The organism is Paraburkholderia xenovorans, assembly GCF_046030735.1.
Taxonomy (GTDB): Bacteria; Pseudomonadota; Gammaproteobacteria; order Burkholderiales; family Burkholderiaceae; genus Paraburkholderia; species Paraburkholderia xenovorans_A.
On sequence record NZ_JAQQBV010000003.1, the window covers coordinates 58,192 to 82,666 of the forward strand.

Annotated in this window: 20 protein-coding genes; 17 read left to right on the forward strand and 3 right to left on the reverse strand. The window is 62.5% G+C overall.

Annotated features, from left to right (window positions below):
* Nucleotides 1-11: 11 nt before the first annotated feature.
* The 7 genes from PQQ51_RS03565 (at nt 12) to PQQ51_RS03595 (ending at nt 10,145) form a co-directional block, all read left to right on the forward strand.
* Nucleotides 12-908, forward strand: coding sequence for an iron-siderophore ABC transporter substrate-binding protein (locus PQQ51_RS03565; RefSeq protein WP_408494899.1), 897 nt, complete (start codon nt 12-14; stop codon nt 906-908).
* Complete coding sequence (gene fhuB / locus PQQ51_RS03570) at nt 905-2,923, forward strand: Fe(3+)-hydroxamate ABC transporter permease FhuB (RefSeq protein WP_408494901.1); 2,019 nt, start codon at nt 905-907, stop codon at nt 2,921-2,923. The genes PQQ51_RS03565 and fhuB overlap by 4 nt, the downstream gene beginning before the upstream one ends.
* A 72-nt stretch (nt 2,924-2,995) precedes the next feature.
* Nucleotides 2,996-4,657 (forward strand): cyclic peptide export ABC transporter, encoded by a 1,662-nt coding sequence (locus tag PQQ51_RS03575; RefSeq protein WP_408494903.1) that lies wholly within the window; start codon nt 2,996-2,998, stop codon nt 4,655-4,657.
* A gap of 19 nt (nt 4,658-4,676) precedes the next feature.
* The gene (locus tag PQQ51_RS03580) at nt 4,677-5,486 is read left to right on the forward strand and encodes an ATP-binding cassette domain-containing protein (RefSeq protein WP_408494905.1); all 810 of its coding nucleotides are present in this window, start codon (nt 4,677-4,679) and stop codon (nt 5,484-5,486) included.
* Nucleotides 5,487-5,888: 402 nt separating this feature from the next.
* A complete protein-coding gene (locus PQQ51_RS03585) occupies nt 5,889-8,207 on the forward strand; it encodes a sigma 54-interacting transcriptional regulator (protein WP_408494906.1) in 2,319 nt (772 codons plus the stop codon).
* The gene (locus PQQ51_RS03590; protein ID WP_408494908.1) at nt 8,197-9,423 is read left to right on the forward strand and encodes an S-methyl thiohydantoin desulfurase domain-containing protein; all 1,227 of its coding nucleotides are present in this window, start codon (nt 8,197-8,199) and stop codon (nt 9,421-9,423) included. The genes PQQ51_RS03585 and PQQ51_RS03590 overlap by 11 nt, the downstream gene beginning before the upstream one ends.
* Nucleotides 9,420-10,145, forward strand: coding sequence for an aspartate/glutamate racemase family protein (locus tag PQQ51_RS03595; RefSeq protein ID WP_408494909.1), 726 nt, complete (start codon nt 9,420-9,422; stop codon nt 10,143-10,145). Before PQQ51_RS03590 ends, PQQ51_RS03595 begins: the two co-directional genes overlap by 4 nt.
* Before the next feature lie 1,200 nt (nt 10,146-11,345).
* Here PQQ51_RS03595 and PQQ51_RS03600 read toward each other — a convergent pair.
* Nucleotides 11,346-11,486 carry a hypothetical protein gene (locus PQQ51_RS03600; RefSeq protein ID WP_408494910.1) on the reverse strand — a complete coding sequence of 47 codons (141 nt, stop codon included), beginning with the start codon at nt 11,484-11,486 and terminating at the stop codon, nt 11,346-11,348.
* Nucleotides 11,487-11,747: 261 nt separating this feature from the next.
* Here PQQ51_RS03600 and PQQ51_RS03605 point away from each other — a divergent pair, with 261 nt between their 5' ends.
* The gene (locus tag PQQ51_RS03605; RefSeq protein ID WP_408494911.1) at nt 11,748-12,926 is read left to right on the forward strand and encodes an acyltransferase family protein; all 1,179 of its coding nucleotides are present in this window, start codon (nt 11,748-11,750) and stop codon (nt 12,924-12,926) included.
* 99 nt (nt 12,927-13,025) lie between these two features.
* Here PQQ51_RS03605 and PQQ51_RS03610 read toward each other — a convergent pair whose 3' ends face one another.
* Nucleotides 13,026-13,403 carry a winged helix-turn-helix transcriptional regulator gene (locus tag PQQ51_RS03610; RefSeq protein ID WP_408494912.1) on the reverse strand — a complete coding sequence of 126 codons (378 nt, stop codon included), beginning with the start codon at nt 13,401-13,403 and terminating at the stop codon, nt 13,026-13,028.
* A 99-nt stretch (nt 13,404-13,502) separates the two neighbouring features.
* Here PQQ51_RS03610 and PQQ51_RS03615 point away from each other — a divergent pair, with 99 nt between their 5' ends.
* The 4 genes from PQQ51_RS03615 to PQQ51_RS03630 all read left to right on the forward strand — a co-directional run bounded on the left by PQQ51_RS03615 (nt 13,503) and on the right by PQQ51_RS03630 (nt 19,520).
* Nucleotides 13,503-14,624: an NADH:flavin oxidoreductase gene (locus PQQ51_RS03615; RefSeq protein ID WP_408494914.1), complete on the forward strand. Its 1,122-nt coding sequence runs from the start codon at nt 13,503-13,505 to the stop codon at nt 14,622-14,624.
* Between the two features lie 246 nt (nt 14,625-14,870).
* Nucleotides 14,871-15,494, forward strand: a complete 624-nt coding sequence (locus PQQ51_RS03620; RefSeq protein WP_408494915.1) for a methylamine utilization protein — start codon at nt 14,871-14,873, stop codon at nt 15,492-15,494.
* Nucleotides 15,495-15,518: 24 nt separating this feature from the next.
* Nucleotides 15,519-17,876 (forward strand): putative bifunctional diguanylate cyclase/phosphodiesterase, encoded by a 2,358-nt coding sequence (locus tag PQQ51_RS03625; RefSeq protein ID WP_408494916.1) that lies wholly within the window; start codon nt 15,519-15,521, stop codon nt 17,874-17,876.
* 93 nt (nt 17,877-17,969) lie between these two features.
* Complete coding sequence (locus PQQ51_RS03630; RefSeq protein WP_408494918.1) at nt 17,970-19,520, forward strand: methyl-accepting chemotaxis protein; 1,551 nt, start codon at nt 17,970-17,972, stop codon at nt 19,518-19,520.
* 74 nt (nt 19,521-19,594) lie between these two features.
* Here PQQ51_RS03630 and argG read toward each other — a convergent pair whose 3' ends face one another.
* Nucleotides 19,595-20,929 (reverse strand): argininosuccinate synthase, encoded by a 1,335-nt coding sequence (gene argG, locus PQQ51_RS03635; protein ID WP_408494919.1) that lies wholly within the window; start codon nt 20,927-20,929, stop codon nt 19,595-19,597.
* A 470-nt stretch (nt 20,930-21,399) separates the two neighbouring features.
* Here argG and PQQ51_RS03640 point away from each other — a divergent pair, with 470 nt between their 5' ends.
* From PQQ51_RS03640 to PQQ51_RS03660, 5 genes are all read left to right on the forward strand, one after another.
* Nucleotides 21,400-21,981, forward strand: coding sequence for an RNA polymerase sigma factor (locus tag PQQ51_RS03640; RefSeq protein ID WP_408494920.1), 582 nt, complete (start codon nt 21,400-21,402; stop codon nt 21,979-21,981).
* A 12-nt stretch (nt 21,982-21,993) separates the two neighbouring features.
* Nucleotides 21,994-22,305, forward strand: coding sequence for a hypothetical protein (locus PQQ51_RS03645; protein ID WP_408494921.1), 312 nt, complete (start codon nt 21,994-21,996; stop codon nt 22,303-22,305).
* A gap of 2 nt (nt 22,306-22,307) precedes the next feature.
* Nucleotides 22,308-22,604, forward strand: a complete 297-nt coding sequence (locus tag PQQ51_RS03650) for a 4Fe-4S dicluster domain-containing protein (RefSeq protein WP_408494922.1) — start codon at nt 22,308-22,310, stop codon at nt 22,602-22,604.
* Nucleotides 22,605-22,675: 71 nt separating this feature from the next.
* A complete protein-coding gene (locus PQQ51_RS03655) occupies nt 22,676-23,392 on the forward strand; it encodes an O-methyltransferase (protein WP_408494923.1) in 717 nt (238 codons plus the stop codon).
* A 199-nt stretch (nt 23,393-23,591) separates the two neighbouring features.
* The gene (locus tag PQQ51_RS03660; protein WP_408494924.1) at nt 23,592-24,446 is read left to right on the forward strand and encodes a cytochrome c oxidase assembly protein; all 855 of its coding nucleotides are present in this window, start codon (nt 23,592-23,594) and stop codon (nt 24,444-24,446) included.
* The last annotated feature ends 29 nt before the right edge of the window (nt 24,447-24,475 follow it).

Sequence of the window (24,475 nt, forward strand, 5' to 3'; positions counted from 1 at the left end):
GGAACGCGCCGATGAAGCGGCGCTCGATGCTCCGCCTCGTCGCGGGCGCAAGCATGGCGGCGGCGGCTCGCGCGAGGGCAGGTACGCGCGCGCCGCCGCGGCGCATCGTCTCGCTCGACTGGGGGCTGGGCGAGATGCTGCTGTCGATCGGCGTCGTGCCGGTCGGCCTCGCGAATACGAACGGGTTTCGCAGCAGCTTCAGGACGTCGGCGCTGCCGGGGTCCGTCGTGGATCTCGGCCTGATGTTCCAGCCGAACATGGAACTGCTGCTGGCATTGCAGCCCGATCTGATTCTCGTGACGCCCGCGCATGCGGCGTTGCGCGCGTCGCTGGAGAGAATCGCACCGACGCTCACGCTCGGCATGTTCCGATTCAGCCCGACGCCGTACACCGCAGCCAGCGACGAAACGCTGCAACTCGCGCGCTTGCTTCAACGCGAGCCCGAAGCCACGGCCGCGCTCGCCGATGCACGGGGAAAAATCGACCGCGCTCGCAACAGGCTCGCCGCGTGCGAACCGGCTTGCGGCCGACCGCTTCACATCGCGCAGTTTCTCGACGAAACGCACGTCCGCGTCTTTGGCCCCCACAGCATGTACGGAGAAATGCTTAAGACGCTCGGTTTGCGCAGCGCATGGCAGGGCTCTGCGCATGCAGCCGGCGTCGCGACCGTAGGCTATCAGGCGCTCGGTTCCGCAGATGCTGCAACGCTGATCTGCCTGACACCGCTCCCCGCCTCCGTCGAATCGATGATGAAGACCAGTCCGTTGTGGCGCGCGATGGGCTACGCCGCCCCCGGCCGCATGCTTGCGTTGCCGTTGATTCCGCCGGGCGGCGGCGTGGTTTGCGCCGCTCACTTCGCCGAAGGGCTCGCCGATGCACTGGCGAAAACGGCGCAGGAGCGCGCATGAAAAGTGCCACCGCTACCGTGATGAAAGCGCCGCCACGCACACCGCTGCCGCTGCTGTGCGCGGTCCTCGCCTGCGCCGCGTTGCTGTTCTTCTATCAACTCGGCACGCATCTGCCGGCGTCGCTGTGGTGGCAGGCAATCGTCGCGCCGTCGCCCACCGATCTGCAGCAATTGCTCGTCCATGACAGCGCGTTGCCGCGCATCGCCGTGACCTGGCTGTGCGGCGCCGCACTCGGTCTTGCCGGCGTCGCGACCCAGCAGGTGCTGCGCAACGTGCTGGCTGAACCGATGACACTCGGCGTATTTCCCGGCGCTTATCTGGCGCTGTCGGCCGCCACGGTCTTCGCGCCGCACTGGCTTGCCGCGGGCCGCGACGTCGTCGCGCTGGCCGGCGCGGGCGCGGCGCTCGCCACCGTGTTCGCGCTCGCCGCGCGGCGCGGCATGTCGCCGCTCGCGCTGGTGCTGGCCGGCATGATCGTCAACCTGTGCTGCGGCGCGTTGAGCTTCGCGCTGTCGATCTCGCATTACGACGTGCTGACCGGCCTGATGATCTGGGGCGGCGGCTCGTTCGACCAGCACGACTGGCACGTCGCGTTCGCGTTGCTCGCGCGGCTCGCGCCGTGCGTCGGCTTGCTGTTGCTGTGCATGCGCCCGCTGACCATCTTCGAGGTCGGCGATGCAGTGGCGGGCAGCCTCGGCGTTTCGCTGCGCTTCACACGCGGCGCGGTGCTGCTTCTGACCTTGCTGGTGACCGCGTTCGTCGTGAGCGAAGTGGGCGTGGTCGGCTTCATCGGACTGGCCGGTCCGACGCTCGCGCGTCTCGCGGGCGCACGGCGCCTGCGCGACCGGATGGTGTGGGCGCCGCTGTTCGGCGCCGCGCTGCTGTGGCTCGCGGACGAGGCCAGCCAGCCGCTCTCCGCGCTGTACGGCACGGTGATTCCCACCGGCGCGATCACGACCTTGCTCGGCGCGCCGCTGCTGCTGGCGATGCTGCCGCGCCTGCACGGCACGCCCGACCTCGCGCGTGCCGCCCGGCTGCATCCCGCGCCGTTGTCGCGCCGCAGGCTGACCGGCATCGCGAGCACGAGCGCTGTCGCGTTGCTGATCGTCGCGCTCGTGTCGCTGAGCGTCGGGCGCGGACTGAACGGCTGGCATATCAGCAATGTCCACGAGATGAACGCGCTGCTGTTCCTGCGCCTGCCGCACGTGGTCGCCGCGGCGGCTGTCGGCGTTCTGCTGGCGCTTGCCGGCGGCATCGTGCAGCGTATGACGGGCAATCCGATGGCCAGTCCCGATCTGCTCGGCATCACCGCGGGCGGCGCGCTCGGTCTGATCGGCGCGCTGTTTCTGACCACCGGGCCGGGCGTGCCGACGTTCTTCGTCTGGTGTGCGGGCGGCGCGTTTGTCACGCTCGCCGCGCTGTTTCTGCTGAGCCGTTCATCGTCATATTCGCCCGATACGCTGGTGCTGACCGGTGTCACGATCAGCGCATTGTTCCAGGCGGTGTCGACGATCGCGATGGCCAGCAACGATCCGCGCGTGCTGGTCCTCTATGGACTTCTGGCCGGTTCCACGTATAACGTGAGCGCGTTCGCGGCGGCCGTCGTCGCGGTAATCGCGTTATGCTCGCTCGCTGTCGTGCCGTTATGCCGGCGCTGGCTGGACGTGTTGCCGCTCGGCGCGAACGTCTCGACGGCGCTCGGCGTGAACGTGACGCGCGCGCGTCTGTGGCTATTGCTGCTGGCCTCGCTGATGACCGCGGCCGCCACGCTGGTGATCGGCCCGCTGTCGTTCATCGGCCTGATGGCACCGCACATGACGCGTATGCTCGGCATCCGGCGTCCGCTTGCCCTGCTGTTCGTCTCGGCGCTGCTCGGCGCCGTGCTGATGGTGTTCTCGGACTGGCTCGGACGCTGGATCCTGTTTCCGCAGGAAATGCCGGCCGGCGTGATGGCCACGATGACCGGCGGTTTTTATCTGATCGTGACGATGCTCAGGCGCAATCGCGACAGTTGAGCACCCGACGTACCCCACACAGACGTACCCCATAAATAACACTCAGTTGACGTACAACTCTGAGGAAAATAGATGTCCCTACTCCTTTCGCTGACCCGCGGCTATCGCGGGATTCTTTTCATCGCGCTGGCCACGGGTCTGGTCAGCGGCTTCGGCAACGCGGGCCTCGTCGCGCTGATCAACCAGGCGCTCGGCGCGTCGACCCACACGCTCGCCGTGCTCGGCGAGCAGTTCCTGCTGCTCGGCATCGTCGTGCTGGTCACGCGCACGCTGTCGCAAACGCTGTTCATGTATCTCGGCCAGCGCGCGAAGGCGACGCTGCGCATGCGCACGATCGAACGCATCGGCGCGGCGTCGTATCAGCATCTCGAGAAACAGGGCGCGTCGAAACCGCTGGCCGTGCTCACGCAAGACCTCGACAGCATCGTCGTGTTCTTCGTCAATCTGCCGGTGCTCGCGATGCAAGGCGCGATCGTGCTCGGTTGTCTCGCGTACCTCGGCTATCTGTCGTGGCAGATCATGATCTTCGCGATTCTGACCATTTGCGTGGGCTCGCTCGGCTTTCGCTTCGCGCATCAGAAAGCGCTGTTTCATTTGCGCGGCTCGCGCAAGCGCGAAGACGATCTGATCCGGCATTTCCGCGGGCTGTTCGACGGCGCAAAGGAACTCAAGCTTCACCGGGCGCGCCAGCGCGCGTTCGTCGACGACACGCTCGCCACCAACGTGGAAGCGGTACGGGTTCAACGCACGCGCGGCTATGTGCTGTACGCGGCTGCGGCCAGTTGGGGCAACTTCATCCTGTTCGCGTTCGTCGGCATCACGCTGTTCGTGCTGGCGCGCCTCTTTCCCGTGGACACCCACGTGATGTCGGGCTATGCGATGACGTTTCTCTACATGATCATGCCGATCGAAGGACTGCTCGCCGCGTTGCCCACCATCTCGACCGCGCGTGTCGCGCTCGAACGGATCGAGCAGGTCAACGCCGAATTGCCGGTCGAGGAAGCGCGCAATGTGCCGCCGCCGGCGTCGTTCGACAGCATCGTGCTCGAAGGCGTCACGCATCGTTACTTCCGTGAACGGGAGAACAGCATGTTCACGCTGGGTCCGATCGATCTGAGCTTCCGGCGCGGCGAACTCGTCTATCTGATCGGCGGCAACGGCAGCGGCAAGACCACGCTGGCGAAGATGCTGGTCGGCCTGTACGCGCCGGAAAACGGCCGCATTCTGCTCGACGGACAAAACATCGACGCAGCGGCGCGCGACGGCTACCGCCAGTTGTTCTCGGTCGTGTTCAACGATTTCTTCCTGTTCGACAGCCTGCTCGGCTTCGGCCCGGAGCGCGCCGCGAGTCTCGACGCCGACGCGCGCGCATTGCTCGAACACCTGCAACTCGACCACAAGGTGGACATCGCCGACGGCAAATTCTCGACGCTCGATCTGTCGCAAGGTCAGCGCAAACGCCTTGCGCTACTGGTCGCGTATCTCGAGGACAGACCGTTCTACGTGTTCGACGAATGGGCCGCCGATCAGGATCCCGCGTTCAAGGAAGTGTTCTACCGGCGCCTGCTGCCCGAGCTCAAAGCGAGAGGCAAGACGGTGCTCGTGATCACGCACGACGACCGCTATTTCCACCTCGCCGACCGCTTCGTCAAGCTCGAATACGGCCAGCTCATCGAACAGGGCAGCGGCGAGCAACTCGATACCGGGCGCCGTCATCCGGCGTCGGCACTTTGAACCTGATCCGCTTCCGAACATGACCCCATCGTTTCAACGCGACCCCGCTGAACTGAACCCGATGTACGAACTCGACAACGTGTCGTTCAGCGTCGGCGAGCGCACGCTGCTGCATCCGTTGACGCTCGCGCTGCCCGCACAGCGCGTATGCGGTCTGATCGGTCACAACGGCTCGGGCAAGTCGACGCTGCTCAAACTGCTGGCGCGCCAGCAAACGCCGGGAGCGGGCGAAGTGCGCTTCGGCGGCCGGCCGCTCGCGCAATGGGACCACCGCACGCTCGCGCGCAAGATCGCCTATCTGCCCCAGCAACCGCCGGCGGCCGAGGGCATGACGGTGCGCGAACTGGTGGCGCTGGGCCGCTATCCGTGGCACGGCGCGCTCGGCCGCTTCACCGGCGACGACGCGGACAAGGTCGCGCAGGCGCTGGAACTGGCCGACGTCGCGAGTCTCGCGGAACGCGCGGTCGACAGCCTGTCGGGCGGCGAACGCCAACGCGCGTGGCTCGCGATGCTGGTCGCGCAGGACAGCGAATGCCTGCTGCTCGACGAGCCGACCTCCGCGCTCGACATCGCGCATCAGGTCGAAGTGCTGCAACTCGTGCGCCGCCTCAGCGCGGAACGCGGACTCGGCGTGGTCGTGGTGCTGCACGACATCAACATGGCCGCGCGCTTCTGCGACGACATGATCGCGCTCAAAGCAGGCCGGGTAGCCGCGCGCGGCACCCCCGCGCAATTGATGCATCCCGACACGCTCGGCGCCATTTACGGCATTCCGATGGGCACCGTCGGCCATCCCGGCGGCGGCGTGCCGATCAGCTTCGCGTGGTAAGGACCTCACGGCGTTAGCCCGCCCGTTACGCCGTAAGCGCGCACATTAAAGTAACGGCGCCCGGGCGCCGTTATCGCAACTACGTATCGACGAATCTCTACGACGCCATGCTGCCGTTGGCGCGGAAACTTCGTTGCTACGGCAACCGTTTGCCCGCCGGACAATCCAGCCCTGCTCGTACGACTTCACGATGACGCCGCCAGCGCCCCCACGGCGTTTAAATTCCAGCGACAAGACCGACCGCCAGCCGTCATACTCTGACACTTGTTGCGGCGGATGGTCCCGGCAACACAATCGAAAGACTTCTCCAGCTACACGATCGAAGCATGACCGTCCGCCTCGTCTCGTTCGCGGCAATTCCCGCGTCACGCCACGCGCGGTTCATGTGGAGCGTATTTTGTAATGAGTGACACCCTTGCCGCTCCGTTTGCTGACGACAACGCCCATTCGGGCGCCTTCGTGGGCAACGCGCCCGCGTTTCGTCAACTGGTCCGCATGATCGACCGGATCGCGCCGACCGATCACCCGTTGCTCGTTTTCGGGCCGACAGGCTCCGGCAAGGAACTGGTCGCACGCCGGGTCCATGCGCATAGCTCACGGCACAATCAACCATTCGTCGACGTCAACTGCGGCGCGATTCCGGAAAATCTCGTCGAAGCCGAACTGTTCGGGCACGTGAAAGGCGCGTTCACCGGCGCAGCCGAGAATCGCCAGGGGCTTCTGCAGCAGGTCGGCAAGGGCACGCTGCTGCTCGATGAAATCGGCGAACTGCCGCTCGCGCTGCAACCGAAACTGCTGCGCGTACTCGAAACGCGAACCTTCCGGCCGATCGGTTCGTCGACGAGCCTGCATTTCGAAGGCCGCGTGGTGGCCGCAACCCACCGCGACCTGCGCGAACTCGCGCGCGAGGGACTGTTCCGCGAAGATCTGTTCTACCGGCTCGCGGTGTTCGTGCTGGCCGTGCCCGGACTCGAACAACGCATCGAAGATATCCCCGCGCTCGTCGCGCACTTCGCGTCGCAGCACACACGCCGCCTCGAGTTTTCGCCGGCCGCGGTTCGCCGGCTGAGCCAGCACCCGTGGCCGGGGCACATCCGGCAACTGCGCAATCTGATCAGCCAGTTGAGCGTGCTCGCCGAAACGACGCTGGTCGACGCCGATTCGCTGGAGCCTTTTCTCGCCAACGAAGCCGGCGGCCCGGTCTCGCGCGCGAGCCTCGCCGACATGCTGCTGCAACTCGAAGGACGCGACAAGCTCGCCGCCGCCGAAGATCTGCTGATCGACCGCGCGCTGGAGCGCACCGGCCGCAACAAGAGCGCGGCGGCCACGCTGCTCGGCGTGGGCCGCAAGACCATCGAGCGGCGCTTGAAGTCGCGCGAGGAACATCACCGTGAGGCGCGCAAGAGTCTCGAACATGCGAGCGCGCTGATCGAAGAATCGAAATTCGCCGAAGCCATTCCGCTGCTGCGCCGCTGCCTCGACCTGCTGCAGACGCCGCATGAACCGGAAGCCGCGCGCCGTCTTCAATTCGACGCGTACCGGCTGCTCGGGATGAGCCTGCGCAGCGTACACGGCTGGCTGTATGCGGAGGCCACCGCCTGCTATTCCGCCGCGCTGGCGATCGGCGAAGGCGTGTGCGAGCCCGCTGAAATCGCCGCGATCCAGTTCGGCATCTGGACCACGCAACTGACCACGCTGCAACTCAAGCATGCGCGCGCGACCGCGCAGAACATGCTGGAGCGCGCGCAAAACGGCGGCGACCGGGTATCGCTCGACGAGGCGCATGTCGCGATGACCAACACGCTGTTCTGGCTCGGCGACAGCGAGGAAGCGCTCGCCTGCCTCGCGCGCGGCAACCTGCTCGGCGTCGCGCGCAACGACACCCGCACCGGCTCGCAAGGGGTCGATCTCGCGAGTCTCGCGCTGACGTTCGAAGGACTCGCGGCCTATCAGATCGGCGCGTTCGGCCAGGCGCGGCGCGCGATGGAAATGCTGATCCTGCGCGCGTCCGAACCCGGCTCGCATGCGTTCGCTCACGCGGTCAATCTACAGGGCGCCGCGTGGCTCGCGTGCCTGTTCGAAGACATGGAGCGGCTCGGCGAAGTGGCGAGCGAACTCGAATCGGTGTCGATTGCGAACGGCTTTGCGTTCTATCGCGGCGTCGGCCAGATTTTGCGCGCCTGCCATCTCAGCTGGCACGGCCATTCGGAAGAAGCCGAGACCATCATGCTCGACGGCTACGACAACCACGTTGTGTGCAACGGCGGCGCGCTGTTCTATTCGTTCAAGACGTGGCAGCACGGCGAACTGCTGCTGCGCGCCGGCGAAGCGAAGACCTGCGACACGCTGCTCGCCGCCGCGATCGACGAAACTCTCGCGCGCCAGGAGCGGGTGTATCTCGGCGAACTGCTCGTCACCCGAGCGCGCGCGCAGTGGGCGCTCGGCGACGTGCACGCGGCCGAACTGGGGCTGCGCACTGCGCTGTCCACCGCGCTCGCATTCGGTTCCGTGCCCGCGCGCGTGGACGCCGCCCGCTACCTTGCCGACCTGCTGCGCTCGACCGGCCGCAACGCCGAAGCCATCGACATTCTCGGGCGCGGTCTGCGCTCGCTGAAGTCGGATCCGACCACGCGCGTCACCCGCGCCGTGAACCTGCTGGCCGAACTCCAGCAGGAAGCGTCTTTTAACCTCGACAGTAAAGGAATCGCAAATGGCTTATGAGTTACGCCGGGAAGATCTGGAACCGCTGTTATTGGGCGCAGCGTTCTTCGGAAGCGGCGGTGGCGGCACGATCGAATCCGCGCGGCACCTGGCCGCGCATTTTGTACGCGGCGACTACTACCCGGCCGACACGGTCAAGGTCGTGTCGGTTGAAGAAGCCACCGAGGGCGCGGCCGTCATGGTCGCGTATCTCGGCGCGCCGGAAGCGATCAACTCGGCGACCTATCCGCTCGGGCCGGTGACGGCTGTGCAGAACGTCCAGAGCCGGCTCGCTTCGCAGGGTACGACACTCGCGTACGTGATGCCGCCGGAAAGCGGCGCGCTCGGCTTCACGGTGGCCGCGCTGGTGGCGGCGAAACTCGGTCTCGCGGTGATCGATGCCGACGGCGCCGGCCGTGCCGTACCGTCGTTGCCGATGCTCACGTTCGCGGCGGCCGAAATCGATCCGCGCCCGGCGTTTCTCGTGAGCCAGGGCGGCTTGTGCGTCGAACTCGACGTGACGCCTCGCGCCGACAGTAACGGCGGTCCGACCCATCAGCGCGACGTGTCGGCGATCGTCGAGCAGATGATGCGTCCGGTCGTCGCCGATCCGGAATTCGGGCAGTTCGGCGGCCTCGCGATGTGGGTCATGAAACCGGACGACATCCGCCGCGCAACGCCGATTCACGGAACGTTGACGCGCGCGCTGGAACTCGGCCGCGCGGTGCAAGCCGGGCAGATCGGCAACGCGCAGCAGATGATCGGCTATCTCGTCGAACGCTGCGGTCTTGCCGCGCGCGCGATCTCGGAACCGGGCGAACTGGTCTCCGCCGAAGTAGATACGAGCGGCGGCTTCGACGTCGGCAAGGTGCACATTCAGGCCGGCAAGCATACGTACACCGTGCTGTATCAGAACGAATCGCTGCTCGCGTGGGACAGCACGAATCCGCAACCGATCGTGCTGGCGCCGGACAGCGTCGCGTATTTTGTCGGCGGCGAAGGCCAGTCGATCTTCAGCAACGGCGATCTCGTGCAGGACAACGGCTCGCTGAATCCGGCTATCGGCAAGCGCCCCGTCACGCTGATCGGCTGGCGTGCCGAAGCCGAGTTGCAGAAGCCCGGCCTGATTCTCGACAGCTTCCTGCAAGTACTGAACACGCTCGGTTATCTTGGGCCTTATGTTCCGCTTGCATCCCTTCATTCGCTTCATGCCGCTCACAACGGAGACGCATCGTGACCTCACCGCTTCGCATCTGCGTACTCGTGCCCGTCGCCACATCGCAATACAACGACCGCATTCTGAAGGCGCTCGCACCGGTCGTGCCGCCGGACGTCGATGTCGAGATTCGCAACATCACGCAAGGGCACCCCGACATCGAGAACCGCACGAACTGGCTGCAGAACGGCATGCCCGTGGTCGAACTCGCGCAGGCGATCGCCAGCGACGGTTTCGACGGCATCTGGCTGACCGACTTCGACATGTGCGGCGTCGAAGCCGCGCGCGAGGTGATCGATATTCCGATCATCGGCGGTTTTCCGGCTGCGGCCTTCACCGCGCTCGCGCTCAGCCAGCGCTTCTCGATCATCACGATCCTGCAAAGCACGCTCGCGATGCAGCGCGGTCATCCGCAGAGCTACGGCATTCAGGACACGTTCGCGTCGATCCACGCGATCGATTGCCCGGTGGCGCAGCTCGACAACGTCGACGTGGTGGTGGTGCGCACGTTCGAGGCAGCGCTGAAAGCGATCAAGGAGGACGGTGCGCAATCGATCCTGCTCGGCTGCACGGGTTTCGTCGACGTCGCGAGCCGCGTCTCGACACTGCTCAGCGAGGCATTGGGCAGTTATGTGCCGGTGATCGATCCGAATCAGGCGGGCTTCAGCTTCCTCGTCTCGCTAGTGCGGATGCGATTGCGGCCGAGCCGATTGACGTATAGCAAGGTCAGTCTGCAGGCGTAATTCCAGCCCGTTTTCCCTCCACTCCGGCGCGGCGCACGGTCGCTGCGTTGCGCCGGAGCTTGCCGCCTACCCCTCTTCGCTTGTCTCGATATCGTCCTGCGGACGGAAAAGTCCTTTTTGCGCGTCGAAATGGCAGAATGGCCGAAATCGTCCATTCGGTAAAAAATGACCGGACGATACTGTCCAATGCATGTCGTCCATTTTTTGAATTCCTCTGCGTTTACATGGCCCTAATATTTGGCACGAACGTTGCTTTAATGAGATAGCAATCGCCGCCCGGTATGACCATGAACCGGGCGACGGCAGTGCCACAAGCACTCACCCAACGATCGAATGCCGGGAGCCTGAGAGACCAGAAACAGATCGCGCGCAGCTACGTTCGGATATCCCACGCCCCGCGGTGTGCGAGTTGTCCACTAGCCGACGCGCAGATCGACGCCGACGATACCAGGTCGTCGGCGACAGACCTGAGAGGGCTGTGCTGTTGTTGTAGTGACTGTCGTTTATCGACAGGTGGCAACGAAGTGCTTCCGCAGAGAACACCGTTGCAATACGTAACGCCAACATGGCGGAATCCGTCTGGCTATGTACCGGGCGGACCGTTGCTGGGCTCGGCCGTCGTTGCTCTGCTTCATTGAACGGGCAACGGCGGCTCGTCCTTTTTGTTCTTGCTGTATGTGTGTATGTGCAGTACGTGCGGTTCCGGTTTTTCCTGCTGTCCCTGTTGTCCCGTTGTCCGCTCCAATCGAGGCTTATTCAACGATGCTCCGCGAAGCAGTCGCTCACCGACTGCGGCCGCCGTACGTCCATTACCCTCGACAGCTTTTGCCGTATTGCCTGTTGCATGAGCGCAGAGATTTTTTGCGTGTAATAGAGATTGTTTATAGAAACCCTACGCGACGCCAGATTGTTAGCGGCCTCGCGAGCGATACCATTATGGCCATCCACGGGGAATTACACAGTGCACCACCATATTTTTGAAAGTGAACTCGTTCATCTCGAACGGGTGATTGCCTGCGCACCGCGAGAACCGTTTCCGCCGAAATACTGGCGAGATCGCGTCGAGCACTTGAGAAACTGTCCACAAGCCCCGCTGTATCGATACCGTATTGCCCGGCTGTCCCAGCTCGTCGCCGAGCTTGGCGCGGCTGCTTGATATCGACTTAATATCGGCTTGATATCGGCACGAAGGGCCTATTTTCAGGCATTGATATCCCGGCCTGGAATCTCCATCGTCTTTTTATCGGAGATAAAGCACGATTCGACCATTGCGACCGCGCGCGAATAGTGGTCGTCTCCGTACGGCAAGAAATACATCAACACGCCATTGCCTTTCAGCAAACCGCCATCCGGCTGTGCGAGACGCAGGAAAGCGATCGCGTGTATGCCGCTCTGCTTGAGAAGCGGCCAGGAAGCGGCCAGGCATAGGTTGCCTGACGGCCAATCTATTGTGCATGTCGGCCAACGCTGCGGCGTCGCGTTTCTGACGCAGTAGGCTTCGAGGCGTGCGTCGGGCGGTTTTCCGGGCCTTGTGCGCTTCGCGACCGAGCTGCTTGAGTCGATTGATTTGCCACCGTCGTTTCACTGACCGAGGTTTCAGGCATGGAATCCGACGCCCGCCACATTCGCGGCTTCAACGGTCTTCGCGCGATCGCAGTCGCGCTCGTCTTCATCGCGCACAAGCTGGGGCTCGGTCAGGTCGATATCGGCCGTGTCGGTCTGTGGCTGTTCTTCGTGCTGAGCGGCTACCTGATTGTGGGCATTCTGCATCGGGAAAGAATCGGTTGCGAGAGCGGTCGAACCAGTCCGGGCCCAGCCATCAAGCGGTTCTTCTTTCGACGCACACTGCGCATCTTCCCGATCTACTATCTGCTCCTCGCCGCCTGCGCGCTGGTTCTGGCGTATGCGCACTACACGGCCAATCAGTCGATCGCGGCGCTTTTCATCGGCGGCGCCACCGGCCTGATCTATCGCGCGTTCTATCTGTCGAATTTCCTCGTAGGCGTAAAGCTTCACCACTGGGTCGGTCTGCTCGATCATCTGTGGAGTCTTTCAATCGAAGAACAGTTTTATATCGTGATGGCCCCGCTCGTGCTGTTGATGCCGTCCAGACACCACATGAAACTCTGTATCGGGGTGTTCGTGATTGGCGTCGTCAGCATCTTTCTGCTGCGCGGTTTCAAGGTCGACGAAACCTTCACTTATACATTCACGCTGTGCAACTTCGCGATCATCGTTTCTGGCGCAATGGGCCGTCTTGCGTCGACCTGGCTCAAGCCGCATCTCAGCGGCCGCGCGCTGCCCATGGCGCTTGCATGTGCGGTTATCGTGCTGACGCTCGACCGTGACCTGATAGTCGGACCGGCCTCGGCGCCCGTCATCCAGGCGGTGATCGATCTCGCCATCATTGCCGGCTGCGCGACGGTGGTCATATGGATCGCGAGCAACCAGTTCTCGCGCATCACCGGGTGGCTCGAGTGGCGGCCGCTCGAATATGTCGGGCGGATCAGCTACGGCGTCTATCTGTATCACATGTTCGTGCCTGATTTCGGCAGCGGCGGCAAGCTGGCCGCGAAGTTCGGCTTGCCGATTACCCCGTTGACCGTCGTCGTGGGCTTGCTGGTCTGCTTCGCGATGACAGTCGGCGTTGCGCATCTGTCGTGGCGCTATATCGAGCAGCCGATCCTGCGCCTGAAGGATCGGCGTATCGGCCTCGAAATCGGTGGACGCACAGGCGGCGCAACCCCGCCGGCGACAACGACGACGATCGTCGAATCCTAGCGGCCTGCGTGCGGTGCTCGTATTCGACGATTCGCATCACGGAGCGACGAACTGCGTCGGTGCGATTGCAAGCTTCAGCGTTCAGGAACGACTGCGCCGCTACTCCTGCACCGCGCGCTCATCGTAACGAGCTCTCGCCCGTTCGACTTCAGGCAGATATTCAACCGTCCAGACATAAAGCGCTTCGAACGGCTGATCGAGCGAGCGTCCCAGCGAAGTAATTTCATACTCCACCGAAATCGGCGAAGTCGCGATCACCCTTCTCTCCACGATGCCGTTTCTCTCGAGCCTGCGCAGACATTGCGTCAGCGCTTTCTGCGTCACCCCTTCGATACGACGCTTGATTGCGTTGAATCGCAACGGCCCTTTGCGAAGCACCGCGAGAATCAGCACCGACCATTTATCGGCAATCTGGTCGAGCAATAAACGACTCGGACAATCCGCTACGGACAACACCTCTGTTTGATTCTTGTGCATGACGGTTTCCTGAATGCTACCTGGTTGCATTGTGGTGACTCATTGACACCTAGTATAGAACAGATACCATCGCCCTTTTCCTCCGAGAGGGTTTCAGTAATGACGAATACGCAACTCGACGTGTTGTTCAAACCGTTCCAATTGAAAACGTTGAATCTGAAAAACCGCATCGTCATGGCGCCGATGACACGCTCCTTCTCTCCAGAAGGCGTGCCCGGCGCCAATGTTGCGGAGTACTACAAACGCAGGGCAGCGGGTCAGGTCGGCCTCATCCTGTCCGAGGGCACGGTGATCGACCGGCCGTCGTCGCGTAACGATCCGGGTATTCCGTTCTTCCACGGCGAGGCTGCGCTGGCCGGTTGGAAGAAGGTCATCGACGGTGTGCACGAAGCCGGCGGCAAGATGGCGCCGCAAATCTGGCACGTCGGCTCAGTGCCGAACCCATTCACGGAATGGACACCTGATACGCCGGCCGAGAGTCCTTCCGGGCTCGTCGCGCCCGATAAACCGCGTGGCAATACGATGACCGACGAAGACATCGCGGACACGATTGCAGCCTTCGGACGCGCGGCCGCGAACTCGAAGCGACTGGGCTTCGACACAGTCGAAATCCACGGCGCTCACGGTTATCTGCTCGACCAGTTCTTCTGGGAAGGAACCAACAAGCGCACCGACCGTTTCGGCGGCAGCACGATCCGCGAGCGCTCGCGCTTCGCAATCGAAGTAATCAAAAGCGTGCGGGCCGCCGTCGGTCCCGACTATCCGATCATCATTCGCCTGAGTCAGTGGAAGCAGCAGGACTACGCCGCGCGGCTCGCGAATACGCCGGACGACATGGCGGACTGGCTGGTGCCGCTGGTGGATGCCGGCGCCGATATCCTGCACTGTTCTCAACGGCGCTTCTGGGAAGCCGAGTATCCGCAAATCGACGGCGAAAACGGACTGAACTTTGCAGGCTGGGCAAAGAAGCTGACCGGCGCGGCCACGATCAGTGTGGGATCCGTCGGGCTTTCAGGCGACTTTCTCGGCACGTTCGGCGGCGAGAGTTCTTCGCCGGTGGGACTCGACAATCTGCTCGAACGCATGGAGCGCGACGAATTCGATCTGATCGCCATTGGTCGCGCGATTCTGAGCGATCCGGAATGGGTCACGAAAATCCGTACTGGCAATACCGATAGCCTGAAAGACTTCAGTGCACAAGCATTGGGCGAGCTTTACTGATCGGGTCTCGATCGGCTACGCAGCGTCTGAAAGCCGCCGTTCATCATCTGAGCGGCTTTCACGGCGACGCGTAGCCGTCGGCTGATTACATTTTCATTCGCATTCCGTCCTCATAGCGTTTTCCGATCCTCCCATTGAATAATTTCATGTGACCCGAGTGGAATAACTTCACTCATAAGGTGTTGTATACGGCGAAACCAGAATAATACGGTCGACGTCCAGTCGCCCTTGCCGACCAACAATCACATGAAAACGAATAATCTACGGATGATGCTCGCCGGCCTCGCGGCCGCCCTGGCGAGTGCGATGTTCGCGGGCCCTGCGCTCGCCGCATCGTTGAGTGTTCACGTGTCCGATCAGAGCGGGGCGCCCGTGCAGGACGCGGTCGTCTACGCCATGCCCGTCGATGGCCGGCTGCCGAAGCGTGAGCCGGTCGGCGCCGAGATCGCGCAACAGAACAAGATGTTCACGCCGCTTGTTTCGGTCATTCAGACCGGCGCGTCGGTCAAGTTGCCGAATCTCGACGACATCGCGCACGAGGTTTACTCGCTATCCGCCCCGAAGCATTTCGAACTGAAGCTTTATCGGGGCGTCCCCGCGCATCCGGTTCTGTTCGACAAACCGGGCCTCGTCGTGCTCGGATGCAATATCCACGACATGATGGTCGCGTACCTGTACATCGTGGATACGCCCTACTACGCCAAAACCGATTCGAGCGGCAATGCGACGCTAACCGATTTGCCTTCTACGCTCTATCGCGTGACGGTCTTGCACTATCGTCAAAGCGACGCGAATGCGCGGCCCACGCAAACAGTCAACACATCGGCCAAAAGTCCCGCAACGTTCACCGTCAAACTGGACGCCGGTTGACCGGCGTATCGAGTGGGAAACACTATGCGCCTCCATCGTCTGTGGACGAGAATTGCACTGGTCTTCGTGTTGCTGATGCTCGCCGTGCAGGCCACGGTTTTCGTGGCGACGAGTACGGTCATCCGGTCCGTCGCGCGGGCCAACGCCGATAGCGATCTGGCCGTCGGCGAGCGCGTGTTCGAGCGCGTATTGCAATCGGACATCGAAAAGCTGACCCAGGCCGCCGCAGTGGTCGCGGCGGACTTCGGTTTTCGTGAGGCAGTCGCGTTGCGCGATCAGACGACGGTACTGTCCGCGCTGCAAAATCAGGGCGACCGCATTCACGCCGACATGGTGATGCTGGTCGGACTCGACGGCAAACTGATCGCCGACAGCCGCAGCCCGGCGAGTGCCGGAACGCCGTTTCCGTTTCCGTCACTGCTTCAGCATTCGGCGCGCAAAGACGCGGTGTCGCTGATCGGCGTGATCAACGGGCAGCCGTACGTGATCGTGACGGTGCCGGTAAAAGCGCCATTGACGATTGCATGGGTCGCGATGGGCTTTGCGATCGACGATGCCCTTGCACGTGATTTGCAAGCGGTGACGTCGCTCGAGGTTTCGTTCGTCGCGAACTCGGGCGCCGCGCCGTGGACCGTGCTTGCAAGCTCGCTGCCCGCGCAACAGCGCACCGAGCTGCAACTGGCGAGCCGCACCGCGATGCGGGTCGAACCGAAGAGCGCCAACGTAGTGCTGAACGACGGTTTCGGATCGCGCGTGCTGCCGCTTGCCTCGCCGGGAAAACAGGTCGTCGCGGTACTCCAGAAATCGCTCGACGAAGCGATGGCGCCTTACCGGAAACTGCAGTCGATGCTGCTTCTGCTGACTATGGGCGGCGTCATCGTCTCGATCGCAGGCGCGGCACTGACCGCGCGCAGTGTCACCCGTCCGCTTGCGGAACTGACGCGTTTCGCGCGACGCATCGGACACGGCGACTACAGTTTGCCGATCCCGACCGAGCGCAAAGACGAGATCAGCGAACTGGCGGTCGCGTTCGGACAGATGAGCGAGGGTATCGCCGAGCGTGAAGCGCGCATCACGGAACTCGCTTATGTCGACGGATTGACCGGCCTGCCCAACCGGGTCTCGTTCAACGAGCGCTTCCAGCAGGCAATCGCATCGGCTGCCGAGCGCGGCGGTTCCATCGCGATGATGGTGCTCGACGTGGACCGCTTCAAATATGTGAACGACGTACTCGGCCACCACCTGGGCGATCTGCTGCTGTCTGAAGTCGGTCAACGCCTGCGCGCCTGCCTGCCCGGCGCCTCGGATATCGTGGGCCGCCTCGGCGGCGACGAATTCGCCGTTCTTCTGCCCGACGCCGATCTGAGAGCCGCGCAGCGCGTCGCGAGCGTGCTGCTGAAAGCGCTGGAAGAGCCGATTCAGATCGAAGCGCACATCGTGGACGTGGCGGCGAGCATCGGTGTCGTCGCCTTTCCGGAAGACGGCACCGACATGCACGTGTTACTGCGGCGCGCCGACGTTGCAATGTACGCGGCAAAGCGCACCAACGCGGGCATGTCCATCTTCGATCATGGCGAAGAAATGCATGGCGCGGAACGGCTCTCGCTGATGAGCGGATTGCGTCATGCGATCGAGCACGCCGAACTGCGGCTCTTCTACCAGCCGAAAGTCCACCTTGCGACCAACGTGATGACGCATGTGGAAGCACTGGTGCGTTGGCAACACCCGACGCGCGGCATGGTGCCGCCCGGCGAATTCATTCCGTTCGCGGAACAGACCGGCTTCATCCGCTGGATCTCGCGTTGGGTCGCCAACGAGGCGATCGCGCAGTGTGCGCGCTGGCACGCAAAAGGATTGAAGCTCAGCGTGTCGGTCAATTTGTCCGCGCGCGATCTGTTCGATACGGATCTGCCCGATGTATTCGAAACGATATTGCGCCGGCACGGCGTCGAGCCTCGCTGGTTGTGGGCCGAGATTACCGAGAGCGCGTTAATGGAAGACCCGTCCAAGGCAATCGCGATACTCGAACGCTTGCGCCGCTTAGGCATCCGTCTTTCGATCGACGACTTCGGCACCGGCTATTCGTCGCTGTCGTATCTGAAACGAATGCCCGTCGACGAGATCAAGATCGACCGTTCGTTCGTGGCCAACATGGCAAAAGATACGGATGACGAAGTAATCGTCCGTTCGACAATCGCACTCGCGCACAACATGGGGTTGAGCGTGGTGGCCGAGGGCGTCGAGGATGCGGCGACGCTCGCGGCCTTGAGAGCGTTGCAATGCGATGTTGCGCAGGGCTATTACCTGAGCCGGCCATTGACCGCGGACGCGCTCGAAGCATGGATAGCGAAGCGCGACACGAATGTCCCGGCCACGATCTGAAGCGCTACCGCAGACCGTGAACCTTAACGAACGTCTACCCGACACGATGAACTCGTTGTACAGACGAAAGTGAAATGAAGAGAGAGTGAGATCATGACAATCGTTCGCCGTCTCGTTGTGACTTTAGGTGGTGTGCTGCTCGCGCTCGGCGTAGTCAGCGGTTATGGACTGGTGCAATTGCACGCGTCGTATCAGCGGATCGAAAACGTGGAAACCCGCACGATTCCGAGCCTGAAATCCATTTCCGCGGCGCTCGACAATGTGGCCGCAATGCGGCTCGCAGTCTATCGCTATGTGGTGGACGGAATCGACGAGGCGAGCCGCGCGGGAATGGAGCGAGAGATCGCCGAAGCCGACCATCGCTTCGACGACGCGATCTCGGCCATCCAGCTTCAGGACTCCAGCGACGGCGCGGACCCCAGGCTGCTCGACGCCGATCGCGCCAATATGGACGCGTACCGCGCGGCCCGTCACACGTTCTTCGAAAAGATGCATGCGGGCGACCGCGACGGCGCGCTCGCGATGCTTCACGACGGTGGCGGCGTACACAATGCCGCGCTCGCGCTGAGCGATGGCTTGCACGACCATCAGAACAACGAAATCGAGCGCTCGAATCATGTCAGAGAAGACAATGCGAGCGCTTATAAGCTGGCGTTTTCGTTGATGCTCGCAATTGCCGGCTCGGCTCTCGTGCTGACCGGCATCCTCGGCGCTCGTCTTTATCAATTGATCGGCGGCGGCCTGCGTCAGATGCAGGACACCTTGCGGGAACTGAGCCAATCGCTGGATCTGTCGGTGCGCGCACGCGTCGAACGGATGGACGAGATCGGCTATACGGCCACCGCGCTCAACAGCCTGCTCGATCGGGTCGCGAGTGTGGTTGAGATCACGCGGGCGTCGAGCGACGCAGTCGGTGTCGCGTCCCGGCAAATCGCCGCGGGCAATCTGGACCTGTCGTCACGCACCGAACAGCAAGCCGCTTCGCTTCAGGAAACTGCCGGCACGCTCAGCGAACTCACGGCCACTGTGCAGAAAAACGCGGACAACGCGCGGCAAGCGAATCAGTTGATGGTCGGCACCACGCATGTTTCCGACGAAGGAAGCCGCGCGGTCGAAAGAATGGTCGGTACGATGAATGAGATCGCGTCGAGTTCGTCGCGAATCGCGGAGATCATCGCGCTCATCGAGGGCATCGCGTTTCAGACGAATATTCTGGCGCTGAACGCGGCGGTCGAAGCCGCACGCGCCGGCGAAGAGGGACGCGGTTTCGCTGTGGTCGCTTCGGAAGTGCGCGCGCTTGCGCAACGGTCTTCGTCTGCTGCGAAGGAGATCAAGAACCTGATCGAGCAGTCGGTCGCGACAATGTCCTCGGGTTCGCAACAGGCCGAGGACGCGGCCCGCGCGACCGCCGAAGTGCAGCAGGCGATCCGCCGTGTGGCAAGTATTGTCGAGGAAATTGCGGCGGCGTCCGATGCGCAAGGCAACAGCATCAACGAGGTCAACGTCGCGATCAATCAGATCGACGAGGTCACGCAACAGAATGCGGCGCTCGTTGAAGAATCCGCGGCCGCCGCACAATCGCTCGACGAACAGGTGATGCGTCTCGACGAAACGGTCTCCGCGTTCAAGATGAGCGGCGCATAGCGTTCAATGGCATCCCGGCAGCGTGCTGAACGCACGCTGCCGGGATTGGGATTGCAAAGAACCCACGCTCCAGCTTACTCGGCGTCTTCTTTCAGTTGCGGCAGCGCTGAAGATTCACCCGGGGTCAGGAGGCCGACCTGTGCATACACGCGAAGCTTGTCGCGCGTATCGGTGATATCGAGGTTGCGCATGGTGAGCTGGCCGATCCGGTCTTGCGGCGAGAACGTCGACTCGACCTTTTCCATCGACAGACGTTCCGGCTGATAGGTCAGGTTCGACGACTTCGTGCTCATGATCGAATAGTCGTTGCCGCGCCGCAATTCGATGGTCACTTCACCGGTGATCGCACGAGCGACCCAACGTTGCGCGGCTTCGCGCAGCATGATCGCCTGCGGATCGAACCAGCGGCCCTGGTACAGCAGGCGGCCGAGACGGCGGCCGCTTTCGCGGTACTGCTCGATCGTGTCTTCGTTGTGGATGCCGGTCACGAGGCGCTCATACGCGATGTACAACAGCGCAAGACCCGGAGCTTCGTAGATGCCGCGGCTCTTCGCCTCGATGATGCGGTTTTCGATCTGGTCGCTCATTCCGAGCCCGTGGCGGCCGCCGATACGATTCGCTTCCAGCAGCAGTTCCACCGCGTCCGTGAATTCCACGCCGTTCAGCGCGGTCGGGCGGCCCTCTTCGAAGCGGACCGTGACCTGCTCCTTCGCGATCTGCACGTCGTCGCGCCAGAACGCGACGCCCATGATCGGGTTGACGATCTGGATGCCGCTTTCGAGGCTCTCGAGGTCTTTCGCTTCGTGAGTCGCGCCCAGCAGATTGGAGTCGGTCGAATAAGCCTTCTCCGCCGACATCTTGTAGTCGAACCCAGCCTTGCGCATGAATTCGGACATCTCGGCACGGCCGCCCAGTTCGTCGATGAACGCCTGATCGAGCCACGGCTTGTAGATCTTCAGGTCCGGGTTCACCAGCAGGCCGTAGCGATAGAAACGCTCGATGTCGTTGCCTTTGTACGTGCTGCCGTCGCCCCAGATATTGACGCCGTCCTGCTTCATTGCGTTGACGAGCATCGTGCCGGTCACCGCGCGGCCGATCGGCGTGGTGTTGAAATAGGTGACGCCGGCGGTCGAAATATGGAATGCACCAGACTGCAAAGCCGCGATGCCTTCGGCCACGAGCTGCGCACGGCAGTCGATCAGGCGCGCGCCTTCCGCACCGTATTGCATCGCGCGGCGGGGAATCTCATCGTAGTCGTCCTCGTCGGGCTGGCCCAGATTGGCCGTGTAGGCGAACGGTACGGCACCTTTGAGGCGCATCCAATGCAGCGCGGCGCTCGTATCCAGGCCGCCGGAGAACGCGATACCGACGCGTTGCTGGACGGGAAGGCTTTTGAGAATGGTGGTCATGATGAAATAGTCTGGTTAAGGTCGGCGTACAAACTGGAAAAAGTGGAACCGCGTGCTGAGCCGTGGGCGCCATGAATCCGCCCGATCGCCCCAGGTGAGCGCAGACACGCCGCGCACCGGTGCCGTTCGGCGCGCCGCGGCGTCAAAAATTGCCGGCGAAACCGCTATTTTGCCTCGATATTGGGCAAATGACGACCGGAACCGCGCTTGGACGCGTGCCGGCGACCCCGATTGCGGGGTCGTGCCGGCGGTAAATTGGCTGAAAATCGACGGAAAGGTGATGTTTTAACACACTGCCAGCGTGCCGCAGAGCGCGGCCCGGCGGCGCGTCCAGAATATCCGACCGGATCGCGGGCCTATACTTCTGCCCGACGCGTTGCAAGCGACCGCGCCCCATCAACCAGCGAAGCCTGACGAATAAATTTTCGCACTCGACACAATATCCCCGTTCCTGATCCGTCTTCACAGGCATGGAACAGCCACCCACATCGGACACGATGACCGACCGAGACAGCGACATCACCGCGGCCGTAGTGCGTGAGCGCGCGAAGCTCGGGAATTTCATCCGGCGTCGTGTGCGCGATCCGAACGATGCCGAGGACATCCTGCAGGATGTCTTCCACGAATTCGTGCAGGCGTACCGCCTTCCCGCTCCAATCGAGCAGGCGAGCGCGTGGCTGTTCCAGGTGGCGCGCAATCGCATCATCGATCGTTTTCGCAAGAAGAAAGAGCAACCGCTGGCCGAGGTTTCCAACGACGAAGATGAAAACAGCAGCGAGTACCGCCTCGATCTCGCGCTGCCGGCGCACGACGCGGGACCCGAAGCGCTGTATGCGCGCGCCGTGGTGCTCAAGGCCTTGCAGGACGCACTCGACGAATTGCCCGCGAATCAGCGCGACGTGTTCATCGCGCACGAGCTGGAAGGACGGAATTTCAAGGACATGGCCGCGGAAAGCGGCGTGCCGGTCAATACGCTGCTCGCGCGCAAACGCTATGCGGTATTGCATTTGCGCGCGCGGCTGCAGGTCGTTTATGACGCAATGGATATTTAAAGGAGTCGACGGATGAAGTTTCGGATCAGATGTATTGGAAAGGTGATCCTCGTGCTGGTCGGGATCGCGGTGCTCGGATGGGCAGTCATGACGCTGTGGAACTGGATCGTGCCGGCATTGTTCGTCGGCGCCCGCACGATCGACTTCGCGCGCGCTCTCGGCCTGCTGGTGTTGAGCCGTATCCTGTTCGGCGGATTCCGCGGACACGGCGGCGGCTGGCACAGACGGCATCACTGGCGCAAATGGCAGGCGATGACACCCGAAGAACGCGAGCGTTTCCAGGCCGCATGGCAATCGCGCCCTTCACGGCACAGTGGAGACTGAGCATGCGCGAAACAGCAACAGCCGACTGCAAACAGAGACCGGGCGTGATCGTGCCCGTCGTCGACCTGCGACGCTGCGAAGGCAAGGGCGATTGTCTGGATGTGTGCCCCGAAAATGTGTTCGAAATCCGGCGCATCGACGAAGAAGACTATCTCCGCCTCGGCACGCTGCAGCGCTTCAAGCTGCGCGTGCATGGAATGAAAGTCGCCTACATGCCTAACGCGGATGCGTGCCGCTCATGCGGTCTATGCGTGACGGCCTGCCCCGAACGCGCGATCAAGCTGGCGCGGGCGTCGTAGCATCGCCTGATTTTCGAGCAGCGATCGGATACATCGTCAGTAAAACGATTCGTCAAAATCAAGGAACACACATGGTTTCATCGAACGCAGTACTTCTGCAGCGTCTTCATGAACAGAGTCAGGCAGAAGTGATGACACGGGCACGCGCGCAGTTCCAGGGCTCAAACGAAGAGTTCATCGATCTCGCGGAGCAATACGATTCGCTCGCTCCCCGGCTGCGAGGACAGTTTCTCAGCATGTACGGGCTATCCACCGAAGACTTCGACACCTCGCAAGGCACGGCGCTTTCGTTGGCGATCTCCGCGGAATTGGGCCAGTTCCTGAGCAACATGGTGCTGTCGCACCGGCCGACCAGAATTCTCGAACTCGGCAGTTCCTGCGGCGTATCCACGCTGTATTTCGCCGAAGGACTTCGTACCTTGGGACGCGGCTCGGTTGTCGCGACCGAACTGGATCCGGCGAAGTGCGCGCAGCTTCGCGCTCACGTTCGCGCCGCGTCGCTCGAACACTATGTCGACCTTCGCGAGGGCGATGTCTTTCAGACCCTCACAGAACTGGATGGAACGTTCGACATCGTATTTATCGATGTATGGGCGAATGCGTATCTGCGTCTGTTCAGGGAAATCGAGCACCTGCTGCGTCCGGGGTCGATCGTTCTCGCGGACAACATGTACACGTCTGAAGATGCCGCGCAGCCCTACAAGGCATATCTCGACCAGCATCCGCGCTATTCGACTACGACGCTGAACTTCGAATCGGGACTCGAATTTACGGTTGTCATGTCCTGACCGTAGCGATCGGCCCGCGAATCAGGGGTACGCCGCGACCGCGACTTCGGGCGGATACGGTACCGCGCGATCGTGCAAGGCATCGAGCGGATCGGATATAAGGGCTGAAGAGGAGCGGCGCGCCCAACGGTCCTGTGCGTCACCTGCTAATATCCACGCACTCGTACCCGCGTCCTTTTCATTTCAGTTCTTTCTAATCATGTCCCTGCTGAGCCTGCTCGACCCATGGGAGCCTTCGTTCAGCCTCGTCGCAATTTTCGTCGTGGCTGCCGTGCTATTCGCGCGCGGCTCAAGCCGTATCCGCATCAGCTTTGCTCGACGTGCCGCCTTCTGGATCGGTCTTGCGTTGTTCTATATCGCTCTGCACACGCGGCTCGACTATTACGCTGAACATCAATTCTTCATTCATCGGCTTCAGCATCTGGTGCTGCACCACCTCGCGCCGTTGATCCTGATGGCGTCGTATCCGGGCAGCGCCCTTCGTGCCGGACTGCCGCTACGCTGGCGCATCAAGCTGCGACGCTGGCAGCATGGCCGGCCGGCGCGCGTTATCGCAGCCGTCGTATTCAATCCGGCGTTCATCTCGATAGCGTTCGTCGTGTCGGTCGTCTTCTGGCTGATCCCTTCCGTGCAATTCGTCGCGATGCTCGACTGGCGCATCTATCGCTTCATGAACTGGTCGGTTGCGATCAGCGGCCTGCTGTACTGGTGGATGCTGCTCGATCATCGCCCGTTTCCACCGAGCCGCACGCGCCCGGGTTTGCGTGTGCTGTCGCCGGTCATCACGATGACGCCGCAGATTCTGGTCGGCGCGATCATCACGTTTTCCTCCCGCGATCTTTATCCGATCTTCACGTTGTGCGGGCGGGCTTTCACGTCGGTGCCCGTTACGCTCGACCAGAGCCTCGGCGGCCTCATCATGTGGGTGCCGGCAGGCGTGCTCGAAGCGATCGGCGCGATGATGGCGCTGCGTCATCTGATGCGTTTGTCCACGTTGCCTCAGCGCGTGCCGGTGAAGCGCGCGACGAAAATCACGTCGCGCACGGCGATTTGATTCGACGATAGAACCGCAAAATCTCCGCA